Origin of the sequence: Oceanimonas sp. CAM02, from assembly GCF_032842915.1 — a bacterium.
Lineage (GTDB): Bacteria > Pseudomonadota > Gammaproteobacteria > Enterobacterales > Aeromonadaceae > Oceanimonas > Oceanimonas smirnovii.
In genome coordinates this window covers 138,658-150,808 of the sequence record NZ_JAWJBK010000013.1, presented here as the reverse complement: position 1 = coordinate 150,808, position 12,151 = coordinate 138,658, and the positions used below count along the sequence as shown (strand labels likewise).

The 12,151-nt window shown below is 47.3% G+C and carries 16 protein-coding genes; 11 read left to right on the top strand and 5 right to left on the bottom strand.

The genetic code is table 11. The features are described 5' to 3' along the window. Nucleotides 1–273: 273 nt before the first annotated feature. The 6 genes from R0I78_RS04020 to R0I78_RS03995 all read left to right on the top strand — a co-directional run bounded on the left by R0I78_RS04020 (nucleotide 274) and on the right by R0I78_RS03995 (nucleotide 4,705). The gene (locus R0I78_RS04020) at nucleotides 274–876 is read left to right on the top strand and encodes a hypothetical protein (RefSeq protein WP_317074396.1); all 603 of its coding nucleotides are present in this window, start codon (nucleotides 274–276) and stop codon (nucleotides 874–876) included. Between the two features lie 130 nt (nucleotides 877–1,006). Next, a complete protein-coding gene (locus tag R0I78_RS04015) occupies nucleotides 1,007–1,639 on the top strand; it encodes a hypothetical protein (protein WP_317074395.1) in 633 nt (210 codons plus the stop codon). Between the two features lie 112 nt (nucleotides 1,640–1,751). After that, nucleotides 1,752–2,126: a nuclear transport factor 2 family protein gene (locus tag R0I78_RS04010; RefSeq protein WP_072677064.1), complete on the top strand. Its 375-nt coding sequence runs from the start codon at nucleotides 1,752–1,754 to the stop codon at nucleotides 2,124–2,126. 141 nt (nucleotides 2,127–2,267) lie between these two features. Then, on the top strand, nucleotides 2,268–2,513 hold the full coding sequence (locus R0I78_RS04005) for a hypothetical protein (protein ID WP_317074394.1): 246 nt from the start codon (nucleotides 2,268–2,270) through the stop codon (nucleotides 2,511–2,513). A 139-nt stretch (nucleotides 2,514–2,652) separates the two neighbouring features. Beyond that, nucleotides 2,653–3,606: a hypothetical protein gene (locus R0I78_RS04000; RefSeq protein ID WP_317074393.1), complete on the top strand. Its 954-nt coding sequence runs from the start codon at nucleotides 2,653–2,655 to the stop codon at nucleotides 3,604–3,606. Next, complete coding sequence (locus tag R0I78_RS03995; protein ID WP_317074392.1) at nucleotides 3,599–4,705, top strand: hypothetical protein; 1,107 nt, start codon at nucleotides 3,599–3,601, stop codon at nucleotides 4,703–4,705. Before R0I78_RS04000 ends, R0I78_RS03995 begins: the two co-directional genes overlap by 8 nt. 120 nt (nucleotides 4,706–4,825) lie before the next feature. Here the strand turns inward: R0I78_RS03995 and R0I78_RS03990 are convergent, their stop codons facing one another. Further along, entirely contained in the window at nucleotides 4,826–5,326 is a 501-nt protein-coding gene (locus tag R0I78_RS03990) for a GNAT family N-acetyltransferase (protein WP_317074399.1), read from the bottom strand. Further along, nucleotides 5,323–5,595, bottom strand: a complete 273-nt coding sequence (locus R0I78_RS03985; protein ID WP_228212957.1) for a DUF1778 domain-containing protein — start codon at nucleotides 5,593–5,595, stop codon at nucleotides 5,323–5,325. The genes R0I78_RS03990 and R0I78_RS03985 overlap by 4 nt, the downstream gene beginning before the upstream one ends. Nucleotides 5,596–5,845: 250 nt before the next feature. On the opposite strand from R0I78_RS03985, the gene R0I78_RS03980 reads away from it, so the two are divergent. After that, a complete protein-coding gene (locus R0I78_RS03980) occupies nucleotides 5,846–6,100 on the top strand; it encodes a type II toxin-antitoxin system Phd/YefM family antitoxin (protein ID WP_228212956.1) in 255 nt (84 codons plus the stop codon). Then, complete coding sequence (locus tag R0I78_RS03975; protein WP_317074391.1) at nucleotides 6,093–6,353, top strand: Txe/YoeB family addiction module toxin; 261 nt, start codon at nucleotides 6,093–6,095, stop codon at nucleotides 6,351–6,353. Before R0I78_RS03980 ends, R0I78_RS03975 begins: the two co-directional genes overlap by 8 nt. Before the next feature lie 27 nt (nucleotides 6,354–6,380). Here R0I78_RS03975 and R0I78_RS03970 read toward each other — a convergent pair whose 3' ends face one another. Genes R0I78_RS03970 through R0I78_RS03960 form a run of 3 tightly spaced genes read right to left on the bottom strand, consistent with a single transcriptional unit; the run spans nucleotide 6,381 to nucleotide 9,306 of the window. Next, a complete protein-coding gene (locus R0I78_RS03970; RefSeq protein WP_317074390.1) occupies nucleotides 6,381–7,214 on the bottom strand; it encodes a hypothetical protein in 834 nt (277 codons plus the stop codon). Between the two features lie 27 nt (nucleotides 7,215–7,241). Continuing rightward, nucleotides 7,242–8,759 (bottom strand): molybdopterin-dependent oxidoreductase, encoded by a 1,518-nt coding sequence (locus R0I78_RS03965; RefSeq protein ID WP_317074389.1) that lies wholly within the window; start codon nucleotides 8,757–8,759, stop codon nucleotides 7,242–7,244. A gap of 13 nt (nucleotides 8,760–8,772) precedes the next feature. Beyond that, a complete protein-coding gene (locus R0I78_RS03960; RefSeq protein ID WP_317074388.1) occupies nucleotides 8,773–9,306 on the bottom strand; it encodes a hypothetical protein in 534 nt (177 codons plus the stop codon). A 91-nt stretch (nucleotides 9,307–9,397) separates the two neighbouring features. Here R0I78_RS03960 and R0I78_RS03955 point away from each other — a divergent pair, with 91 nt between their 5' ends. From R0I78_RS03955 to R0I78_RS03945, 3 genes are read left to right on the top strand one after another with little or no spacing between them, the layout of a single operon-like run. Beyond that, the gene (locus R0I78_RS03955) at nucleotides 9,398–10,684 is read left to right on the top strand and encodes a DKNYY domain-containing protein (RefSeq protein WP_317074387.1); all 1,287 of its coding nucleotides are present in this window, start codon (nucleotides 9,398–9,400) and stop codon (nucleotides 10,682–10,684) included. 56 nt (nucleotides 10,685–10,740) lie between these two features. Continuing rightward, entirely contained in the window at nucleotides 10,741–11,643 is a 903-nt protein-coding gene (locus R0I78_RS03950; protein ID WP_317074386.1) for a M14 family metallocarboxypeptidase, read from the top strand. After that, nucleotides 11,640–12,131, top strand: a complete 492-nt coding sequence (locus tag R0I78_RS03945; RefSeq protein ID WP_317074385.1) for a GNAT family N-acetyltransferase — start codon at nucleotides 11,640–11,642, stop codon at nucleotides 12,129–12,131. The genes R0I78_RS03950 and R0I78_RS03945 overlap by 4 nt, the downstream gene beginning before the upstream one ends. Nucleotides 12,132–12,151: the final 20 nt, after the last annotated feature.

Sequence of the window (12,151 nt, the reverse complement as noted above, 5' to 3'; positions counted from 1 at the left end):
CTGATACAGCGCATCGAAGTGGCGTTGCTGTTGGCTATTCATCATACTATCTCCAGTCCGCTACCCCTCTGGTAGGGCTCTGAGATCAGTATGATGTGCAGCGCCATTGTTCTGCCGCGCAGCGGCTTAGTTCAACAAGGCGTTCAAGAGGGACAGTCAACGCGTGGCGACTTTGGCTTAAATGGTGGCATCTGTATTTTCGGTGGTAAATTGAAGTTTGGTGGTAGCGCGTTGCTGCCCCTTAACGCGGTGTTAGCTGCTTATGGAGTATAAATGGCAGACATAGAACAACCTTTTAATTTTATTGAGCTTGTCAAAGCGGTTGGTCCATACGCTGTAGCGTTGGGGACAACTGCGTTCGGGTACGTTCAAACTAAACGTGTTGCTGAAATCACTAGAGAAAAAGATATTGAACTTACGCAACTTCAACAAAGTTCGATTCGAAAAGCTGAAAGGCTTAAAACTCAGCATTTAGCGTTAACCCAGTTGCAAAAAATACTCAGTCCAGTTTATGCAAAGGCTGAGGTGATATTACACAATTACAGTGGGCTAATTGCTGAGAAAACAGAAGCTAAAACATTAAAACGTGATTTCATCAGTTTAGTTGTAGATGACTATATTTCGTTCACCGTTGAAAGCAGGAAAATAGCCTTAGCTGAAGCTATAGCAATTTGTCAGACGCTTCAAGATCATAAAGCTTATGAATTGGTAGTTCAGTTTGAGTCTGCAGTTACAAAAGCATTAGGGTTGGTTAATGTGTCAGGGAACAGTTCTGGGCTAGAACATTTCAATGAAGTTAAAGCAGCGAGACGTGAATATAGTCTTTTGTACGTAGGTATTTTTTATAGAGTATCGAACGCCGAAGAACACAGCTAACAAAATTTTCAAGAGGGATTCGCAACGCGTGGCATTTTCGCTATGCGTTGATTTTAGTGATTTAGGTGGTGTGCGGAAGCATCGTATTGCATTGCTCACCCCTTAACATGGCGTTATGCAAGAGGAGAGTATGAAGAGTTTAATTAACTTAATTTTGGGTTTCTATCTTTTATCACTGTCGGGCCTGTCTTTGGCGCAAGAGCCCACCGTTATCTCTGATGACAATTATGTGATTACAATTTTCTCTGATGGCTCTGGCGCTTTAGGAAGAAGGTTCGATCCAACTTCTACAGTGAGCTGTACTTCTTTCTCATGTGAATATAAGCGAAAAAAAGCTAATGAGAATACAGTTTATGAGGACACTTGGGATTTTCGTATTAAAAACGACGAAATGACTGATGAGCAGATTATTACCACTAGTCGATATCCTCACAAAATTAGCAAAGAGTTTGGAGAAATGAAACTTAAGAGCAATATCTATCTCTGGCTAAATCTAAGCGATCCATCTCAGGAGATTTTATGTGTAGGCGGAAATGATTATCCAGGTATTGCAGCCATGATCAGAGTTGACGAAAACAAAGCGATAACGACCAATGAAAAAGGGTGTCTTGTATTGTCTCCAGCGCTTGACACCCAATTGAGGTCAGGTGTGAATTTAGTTATTCGAGGTTCTCACTGGCCATATAAGGGACCGGAAACTCAAAATATCGGTCTAGATGGGTACTCTAAAATAACTGAATTCTTAAGAAGTCGTCGTAAATAATGCATAACAAAGCTGAGCACAATGCCGCAACAAGTTGCGGCCGGACCTCCTTACGCTGCGCTCCAGTCGGCCCGTGTCAGCGGCGTTAATTTCTAAAGACAGGGAGCAGTCCATGCATCACGAAGATCTGAAACAAGTACGAGAAAACTGGTACTCGGCTTTTTTCGCAGGTGACGTTGAGCACCTTGCTCGGGTCCAGGCAGACGATTTTACGGTCACTACCGAGCGTGGTGTCCAATCCAAGAAATCCCAAATCGACGCGATCTCGTCAGCCAAGCGTAATGGAAGTTGGTTTCCCCAAGGCGGGCAAAAAAACGATACTGAGTTAACCATTCAAGATTTTGGTAGTAGCACCACAGTCACTGGTCAGGGGTACACCACTTCTGGTCAATCCCAAGGGCCGGTAGTCGCGTTCTCTGAAACCTGGGAGTGGGATGGTGCAGCTTGGCGGGTTGTCAGTCTGAGTTATAGCGCAGCCCGAAACTAAAATTAACAAGTCGCAGCAGTACGCGGCCGATGGCCGCCGGACGCCCTTTCCATGGCTCCTTCGTCGCCATTCCATGGCTCCTTCGTCGCCATTCCAAGGTCGCCGCTGTGCTCAGCGTTAAGTGTGCAAGGAAATCACGCTGTGGATATAACCAAAGATGAGCTTAAAAGCATTCTCGAACGTTGTACTGCTGCAACTGATGGCCCTTGGGTCTCGTTTGTTGAGGGGAGAGATCACTCATCTGGCTCAAATTTCATACAAACGGCCGACAATGATATTGAACTGGCTGGTGCTACTGTTGCAGATCAGGATTTTATTGCTGCAGCAAAACAAGATATTCCGCGTTTGGTAGCTATTATTGCAAAACAACATGGCTGGTCTCTGTAGTGTGCGCACTTAACAAACGCCAGCACAAACGCGCCCTACGGGCGCTCGACTCGCAACAAGTTGCTCGCGTGTGTGGCGGGCGTTATAAGTACAATTTGGCCTGTTCGATATTATTTGAATAATAAGTTTAAGGAAAGTTATGGGTGAGCTATCAAGAAAAATTGGTGAAAAAGGAGAAAAGCTTGTTTCTGAATTTCTAACTATTATAGGTTGGGATAATTTTCTAGACGATGAGTCAATAAGTTGTCATTTTCCAGAAAAACATAAAAGAGCAAGTGCAAAAAAGAATAGAACAAGTCATGGTATTGATGTATTCCATTCATTTAGATCTCAACTCCAAGATTACACACTCGAAAATATTGTACTATCGGTCAAATATACAAATGATCCTTACCCTGCCAATCCATCATCAAAATTTAAAGAGCATTTAAAAGACTTAGCCCAAACGGTAGAGTGCTTTATGAAGTCTGACTTGAGGTCGTCTAATAACGAAGACTATGAAATGTCAGGGATTAATAAAGCTAGTGATGTTGGAGTTCTCTTTTGGCTAAGTAACCATAAAGAGTCAGACCAAGATGTTATAAGTAAAATTGCAAATATAAATTTAGATAAAAGCCTTAACTTCTCAACAGTACATGTTGTTGATAATAGTCGTGCAGCATTCATTTACGATTCTGTGAATTATATTCGTAATAATTACAGAAACTATGAGTGTTACTTTCATTATGCATTTAGCTCCTCCAACTTTAAAGATCCTGATATTGATAAATACGGAAGCATCATGCCTGTTGAGTATTTAACTTCAAATTTATTACCATTCAGGATAATTGATAAGCAGACAAAAAAAGTATCATTTTGTTTGTCTAGTAGAGAAGATTTTTCCGAAGAAGCTATTAATCGACTCTTGTATTTGGCCAGTGACGTTTCACAAGATTTCACCGGTGACTTTATTTTCCTTTTTCCAGAATACGACCCCTTGAAACATGAGCCAATCTTAAAAAGAGCAAAACGTTTAAAAAAGGACACTAAAAGTTCGCTTAATGTAGTTGTAAAATCTTATAGCTCTGATTTTAGGAATTTAATAAATGAATAAAAAATACCTATTACCATTTGGGGATTCACTAAGAGAATTTTTAAATGATTCAGGCGTAGTTAAATCAGATCTTAGAGGATTGGTTCGTAGAAGAGGGATTTTTGTTGCTGTAGAAGAGAAAAGTTCATATATCCCTATCTTAGTGCGGACAGGAATAACCCCCTTAGAGTTAATTGAACTCAACGAAAACCTAAAGGTAAGAGAAGCTAACCCCAAAAGGCAGACACAATCAATTAAATGTGAAGCAGTAGATGTAAATTTAATTGATGCAATACCATTAGGTTACAATGTAAACCAAATTACTAAAAAAGAGTTTGCGAATTATAAGGTTTTGGGGAATCCAAGCTTTAAGACCATAGATAACGATCCTAACAATATTGAGTTAGATTTTAGTGTGGAACGATATGACTACACTCAAAGTTGGAATAAGAATACGACTCAGTTTAGTGGAAAAGTTAAACTAAAAAAAGATGGAGATGCTTTAGATATTAATATCAGTTTGTCTCATACGTCAGATGAAACAAAGGAGGTGGCTAATAAAATAACCGCTGATGTGATTGGGCTTCTAAAGAAATCGGGTCACGTTAAAAATGAAGAAAAAGTGAAAAAGATAAAGTTTTCTGATTTCACTAATGAAAAAAGAATTAAGTTCTTACAAGAGTTGAGTCAAAAGCAAACAAATAACGAGCTTTACTTCAAAGATACTAAGGATATTGGCTTTAGCCCTGACACATCCCTAGAACTCCCAGAAGAAATTTCTTGGATGCAAGAAAAAGTTAGTAACTTAGAAATTCAAGGTAAAGAGCTACATTCCACATTTTTCATTAAAAATCAAAGGTTACATAAAAACATTCAAATGCACAGGATAGAAGCTTCTTATACATTTGATTTTATTAATTATAGTGGAACGTGTGTTATATCTTTTGAATTTCCTGAGTTTGTCGCTAAACAAGATAAAGGTGCAGAACTCATAATTCGAGTAAATAGTGTAAGGTTTAAAGAGAACAAAATAGGGATAAGTCAAAGCAAAATGAAAGAAGTGCTTTTGAGTCAGTTAGAAAGTTCAAAGTTAGCTTTATACAAAAAGCACTCTGAGTAATGTACTTATAACAAACGCATCAAAAGTGACGTCAAACGCTTGGCTGGCGCTCATTCTTCGCTAATTATAGCCAAGCATTATCCGCATTTTATGCGGGCGTTAGCCGCAAAAGGCGATCCATCAATCGCCAATGCTAGATCGTACATCTGCAATAGTTATAAATAGTTTGTTTTCAGCATCTTGAAATGCAGTGAAACCATATTTTTCGTAGAAGTATTCGGCACCGTCTTTAGCGTCAACTATAACGAGAGGAAAGGCTACAGTTTCACTGGCCATTAGCAATTTTTTAATTGCATCAATAAGTAACCATTCACCATAGCCATTACCTTTGTATCGTTGGTCAACAGCAAGTCGGGCGATCAAGCCGCCAGAGCTGGCATTTTGATGTTTCTTCTGTAGTTTTGTTGGTAATGATGTTAAATCAATAGGTGTCATGGTTAGTGTGTAATAGCCAATAACATGTTCGGTACAGTTTGCATCTTCAAGCACAAAAGTACGGGTGTTGTCTTTCTTGGCCTGTTGACTTGCCATGATTTTCAAATAATTGTTTAGAGCATCAATACCACAATCAAAGCGATGACGGTCGTGTTTAACTTTGTCTAATTGTACCGTCTTCATTATTGCGTTTTGTCCTTGTAACGAGCAGCTGCCCGTTGCAGACGCGCATTAGGTTTTGCTGGTTCATCAAGAGCATCCATGAGCATCATGGCATCACGTTGACTGAGCTTAAGTGCTCGTTCACGTTCCATAATCTGTTTTGCTTTTTCAACAGCGGCACTAAGAACGAATGAGTTAATACTAGACATGCCGGCGATAGCAGTAGCTTGTGATAGTAATTCTTGAGTATCAATGTCTACACGGGCAGTGATACGTGGTAATGCAGCGGCCATACAAACCTCCATTGAGTGTCAAAGTGGCACATGAAGAGTATGGCATGGTTGTTTGAGATTGGCAATTGTTGTGTCATTTTGGCACGTGGCTAACAAGGCCACCAAGTTGACGCTAACGCGTCGGCTGATTGAAGCGTTAACCCTGTTCCAACAGGGTAGTTTCCGTATCAATGTATCATGTCCAGTTAGCTGTACAAGTCATAACCTGAAAGCTATACTTGTTCCATTAATTGTACATGTAGGGGTTCTTATGAGAATTGTATCCTTTACCGAGGCCAGAAATAGCCTTAAATCAGTGTTGGACGATGTGGTGAACGATGCCGACACCACCATCATCACTCGCCGGGATTCAGAAGATGCAGTGGTTATGTCTCTGGACTATTACAATAGCCTGATGGAAACCGTGCATTTACTCCGCTCTCCGCAAAATGCTGAACACTTGCATGGTTCCATCGCGCAGTATCGTGCTGGCAAAGCAAAAGCACGAGACCTGATTGATGAGTAGCAGTCAACGTTTGCTGTGTTGGACAGATAACGCTTGGGATGATTGGCAAACCCAAGACAAGAAAACACTCAAGCGCATCAACAAGCTGATTACTGATGTAAAGCGTTCACCCTTTGAGGGCATCGGTAAGCCAGAGCAGCTAAAAGAGAATTTAGCTGGCTTCTGGTCTCGCCGTATTGATGATACAAACAGGCTTGTTTACGCCGTAGATGATCAAGCCGTCACTGTCATTTCGTGTCGTTACCACTACTGAAATTTGCTTTACGAACAAGGAGTTAACTTAAGGGTTGCGAATACGGTGTTTGCGGAAAAATGTTCCGCGCTCTGCTTTTTCCGCCTGTTCAAGTGCAGATTTGGCCACGGCTGCAGGGGAGGCCAGGCCGAGTGCCTGCAAGGCGGTTTCTGCGTTTGCAGCCCGTGCTTCAAAGGCGTGCAACGCAGTCAGGGTGTTCTCATCCAGGTGACCCTTGTGCTCAAAGTATTTCAGTCGCGGGTAGCGTCCTGCCAGTGCCACGCCCCAGTTCAGGGCGGGGTTCCACCATGAGTTGATTTCACGCCCTTGGCCGGTCTGGTGTTGCGCTATCACGTCATCCAGTGCGCCGTTCAGCAGCTTCAGGTCAAAATCGGTGCCGGGTGCAGGGCCATCGCCATAGGCATTTACGCCGGTGTTTGACGGGCCGGTGCGGGTGTCGCGATAGCGGGCGAGGGTCATCATGTCGCTTGCCAGCACGGGTTCGTTCACCGGCAGGCGAACGGCATCAGGGTCGCCCATCAGCTGGCCCCAGGACATACGAATAAAGGTGTGCTGATCTTCCATGCCGGGGTGCGTGCATCTCAGGCCAATGGCATAGGCTTCCAGATCTTCCTGCATAAACTGAAACCCGGTGTAGCGCGCCCAGCGCACCACAAGAAACTCATGGGGGGCGGCACCGGGTAGATGAAAATTCACCTCCTGCAGGTAGTCCAGCACTATTTGTACCTGCTCGTCCGACAGCTCCATATCTTCATGCAGCGGATACATACCTTCAAAGGTGTTGCGCACCGGTCTTTGCCGCGCGGCCATGCAGGCATCCAGCTCGGCTTGCGTGCGCGGGCGTGTTTTTTTCAGGGTCATAAAACTCTTTCCTTTATTCGCGAACGGTCAGATCAGCTGGTTGCGGTCGAAGAAGTCGGTGTCTTCAAAGAAACCGCCGCGGCCTTCAATGATAATGTCGTAGCGGTTAACTACCTCAATGCGTTCCAGCCACTTCAGGCTGCGAAATCCGGTTGAGGTTTCCAGTCGCAGCCGCACCGGCGCACCGTTTTTGGCCGGGATCTCGCCTTCGTCGTTCAGCTCAAAGGCAATCATTGTCTGGGGCATGCGCGCTTCCACCATGGGGGTGGACTCGTAGTAGGTTCCCCCCTCATACAGGGCATCATCGCGGCCCATGTTCTGAAAGCTGGTGTACACCACATCGGTGGCACCGGGCAGGGGCCTAACCAGATCCAGCAGGTCTGCCACGGCAACGCCACGCCAGCGCCCGATGGAGCTGAAACCCTGCACACAGTGGTGCAGTGTGGTTTGTGAGTGGCCTGCGGCCAGCTCGTGCAGCTCTGCAATGGTCAGGGTCATGGGGCGTTCAACGTAACCGCCAATCTCAAGCACATAGTCGTCTTCATAGCCGTTGGCCATCAGCGCCAGGTACTCGGGAGTTTCGGGTGGCCGTCCGCTGCCACGAAAGTTTTGTGTGGCGTTCTTCAGCCCCACGTCTTTACCTGTGATATTGGAGCGGTCGTAGTGCATGCGCGCGGGCAGTTTATACAGCAGGTTGGACCATGGCCGCACAATCCGGTTATGCAATCTCTCAACGGCACGGCCGTCCGCCAGGGTCCAGCGGGTGGCCACCACATGCAGCGCAATAACGAAGGCGAGGCCGAGGGTGAAAATAGCGCCGCCTAAAATCGGGTTGTTGGAGTGGCCCAGCACCATTTTTGAAGTTTCGTGCAGGTAGCCGTGAAGAAACACCAGCGGCAGGTGCACGGCAAAGAAGGCGACATAGCCAACCAGACACAAAAAATGCGTGCTGCGGATCACCTGGCGGCCGCCGAGCAGGCGGGTAATGCGTGAAAAATGGTTGGCAATGGCCGGAGACTGAAAGGCACCGGTCAGAATAACCAGAGGCGTGAGTATCAGCACCACAAAACCGTAAGAGAGTTGCTGGAGGGCATTAAACACCATGCCATCAGCGGGGTGGGGCATGGTAAAGGCAAGATAGGCCAGCATATCGTGGCCCGCCTGCGTAAAGGTGTCCCAGCTGGTGGGCACATAGCGCCGCCACTGGCCGGTCACCAGCAGCAATATAAAGTAAATGAGCCAGCAGGTCACAAAGCCGGTCACTGTGATGAAATGCCAGTAACGGCCCAGACCCAGCTGGCGATGGCCGGGTAGCGATATACGCGGGGAGTAGTCACTGTCTTCGCCGCCTACTGTGTAGTACTTGTGCTTGGGCTCCTGCTGAACGGTAAATTTGGCCCAGGCGGTGCCGGGCACTGTGTGCTGGGAACGGTAAAGCTTGGGGTAGGTACCCAGAATTTCCAGGCCTGAGCGAACCAGAAACGAAATAAAGATGATGTTGAGGAAGTGCTCCACACGAAGCCACCACGGAAATCCGAGATCCATTGCTACAGCCTTGTCAGTCTAAAAAGTGTTGGTTGTCGGGAGCGGCAACGATCATGCCGTAGTGCAGTGCCCAGGAAAGCACCAGATAAGCGAGTGAAGCCAGCAGCGTCAGGTTCCAGATGGCGGCGGCAACCACACTGGCCCCGTTCCATACATAGGGCGCATTGCCAAGCAGGCCGCCAAGGTAGATAAGCAGTGAGGAGAGCGCAATGGGCAGGCCCCATTTCCAGATGCGGACAGAGGTGAGTAAACCAAAGGCAACAAACAGGGCAGCCGCCCCGCACACACTCCACAAGGTCTGGTTTGCGTATTGAAAGGGCTCATGGCCGGATAAGGCAACGAATGCGGAAGCACCGCCAATCATGGCAATAACGGCCACCAGCAGCAGGCGGGTGGTGCGCGGCAGATTGATGCGAATGTAGCGCAAAAACGGAGCGCGCTTGTTGCCCGGTGTTATGTGTTCAAGCACTGGCCGGGTTGCGTTTGGTGTGCCACGAAAGTCCACACCGGCACGCAGCGCGGGGGAGTTTTCGTCTTCCATTGCCATGCATTGCCTCCATCAAAAATTATTTATCACCAGTTGGTGTCAGTTGACGCTATGTTATCATGAGCGCCATTAAAATTCATGGGATGGAATAATGAAAGTGTTTATATGGATAGGGATCACACTGCTGCTATTGGTTGTTGCCTATTTTCTGGTGGTGTTTGTTTTTTCATCATATGTGAGCAGTCCCGGTTCATATAATGCGGTGGCTTATAACAGCAAGCTGAGTAATCAGTATTATCAGCAGGACGGCAAGGTAATTTATGTGCTGGATGGCAACTTCTTTCAGGTGGGAGGCAAAGAGGTGGCAGGGGCCGATCCAGATAGCTTTACGGTAATAAACCAGCATTACGCAAAAGACCGCCATCATGTTTATTACAACGGCCAGCCAGTGGCAGGGGCGAGCCCCGACCCGGCAAAAGTGATTGATGCGGATTACCTTGTCAGTAATGGCAAAGTCTTTGGTTATGGTAAGCAGATTGAGGGCGCGGATGCAGACTCTTTCTCTTACCTTTATGGCGCTTACTCCATGGATAAAGATTATCTGTATCATTATATAGACACCAAAATTCCGCGCACTGCAGTGCCTGCTGCCATCTCCGGGGGGCACGATCGTTATATCAGGCATGGTGAACAGGTGCTGTATTTGGGTAAAGTGATCAGTGATGACGCCGACCATTTTGAGATGATTGATGATGAATACGCCAAAGATGCCGCCCATGTTTACGCCAACGGCGAGCTTGTTGCAGGCATGGTGCCCGAGGGCTTTACCGTGCTTTCGCCTTATTACAGAAAAGATAAATATCAGGCTTATTATTTTAATACGCCCATTTCTGGCAGTGATCCTGCCAGCTTCACCGTGATGAATGATGCCATTTCAAAAGATAAGCATCATGTTTATTATAATGGCAATCTGGTTAAAAACAGAACGCCATCGGAAGTGACCCGCGCTGAAGCCGATGAGCTTAAAAAACTATGGAAGTGGCGGGCCCTGCATTTGAATGCAACCACGGTAATATTGGTTCCTCATGACGATGTGTCTGATATTACCAATGATTATTACGCCTATAATAATGAGGTTTATTCCAGAAGTGAAAAGCTGGCTGGCATTAATTCTGAGGATGTTATCATTCTGGATGAGAGTGACAAGGCCTTTGTGCGTATTGGTGACCAGGTTTTTTATTATAACACTGCCATTGCTGGTGCCGATGCCGATACCTTTACTGTGCTCACGAATCGTTTTTCAAAAGATGCCAGCCATGTCTATTGGGGGGAGCACAGAGTAACGAATGCCAGGCCATCCACATTTGAATATAAAAATAATTTGTATGCCGGTGAAAATGACGCGGGCGAGTATGTTTTAAAAATGGCGGAGTATTAAGGGGCTAAGTGCCACTCTGATACAATGCTGCCGGCGTAACAATTTGGAGAAACACCATGAGCACATATTCCATAGGTATCCCCGGCCAGCCCTGGGGCGAGGCGGAGCGCGCCGAATGGCTGGCGCTGCAGCGCCGCCAGCGCAGTTATAAAGAAGAAGTGCTTGCGGCCATTGAACGCCTGGCTTCGCGTTTTGAGGTGCAGCAATATGGCGAGCTGACTGTTGGCGATGAGCGTTTCCCGCTGATGGCCATTCGTAACCACTGGCAGGAGGGTTTGCCGGTGGTGCTGGTAACCGGCGGTGTGCACGGTTATGAAACCAGCGGTGTGCACGGGGCACTGCAGTTTGTGGAGCAGCACGGCGAGCGTTATACCGGCCGGGTTAATTTGCTGGTGGCACCCTGCGTCAGCCCCTGGGCTTATGAGCGTATTCATCGCTGGAATGCTAACGCAGTAGATCCGAACCGTTCATTCAGGAAAAACAGCCCGGCAGTGGAGTCAGCGGCACTCATGCAACTGGTGGCACAGCTGCAGGAGCACGTATTGCTGCATATTGATCTGCACGAGACCACGGACACCGATGAAAGCGAGTTTCGCCCGGCGCTGGCGGCACGAGATGGCAAGCCCTATGAGCCTTGCGGCATTCCCGATGGCTTTTATCTGGTGGATGACAGCGAGAGCCCGCAGCCTGATTTTCAGCAGGCGGTGATCGCAGCGGTGGAAAAGGTCACTCACATTGCACCGGCGGATGACAAGGTGGAGATCATTGGCTCACCCGTGGTGGCCAGAGGGGTGATTGAATATCCGCTCACAAAACTTGGCCTGTGTGCCGGCATGACCAACGCCCGTTACAAAACCACCACGGAAGTCTACCCCGACAGCCCCCGCGCCACGCCCGAGCAGTGCAATGCTGCCCAGGTAGCGGCAGTGTGTGCGGCCATGGATTATGTGCTCTCATGATTAAGCCCATTACACGTTCGGAATTTGAATCCTTCTGGCCTGTGTTCTCCCGGGTGATTCAGGCGCAGGAAACCTATGCCTTCACGCCGGACATGACTCTGGAGCAGGCCTATGAGTTGTGGTGCGAGCTGCCGCTGAGAACCTTTGTGTATGTGGAGCAGGGCGAGGTGCTGGGCTCGTATTATATCAAGGCCAATGCCGCCGGGCCGGGCAGCCATGTGTGCAACTGCGGTTATATGGTGTCCGAGCAGGCCAGGGGCAAGGGCATTGCTCAAGCACTGTGCGAGCACTCCCGGCAGCAGGCGCTGGCCCTTGGCTTTAAGGCCATGCAGTTTAACAGCGTGGTTTCCACCAACGAGGTGGCGGTGCGGCTGTGGCAAAAGCTTGGCTTTGACATTGTTGGCCGGGTTCCCGGGGCGTACCGGCATGCGCGGCTTGGGTATGTGGATACTTTTGTGATGTACAGGTGGCTGGCCGATGAGGGTTGAGGCCTAAACTGTTGAAGGGG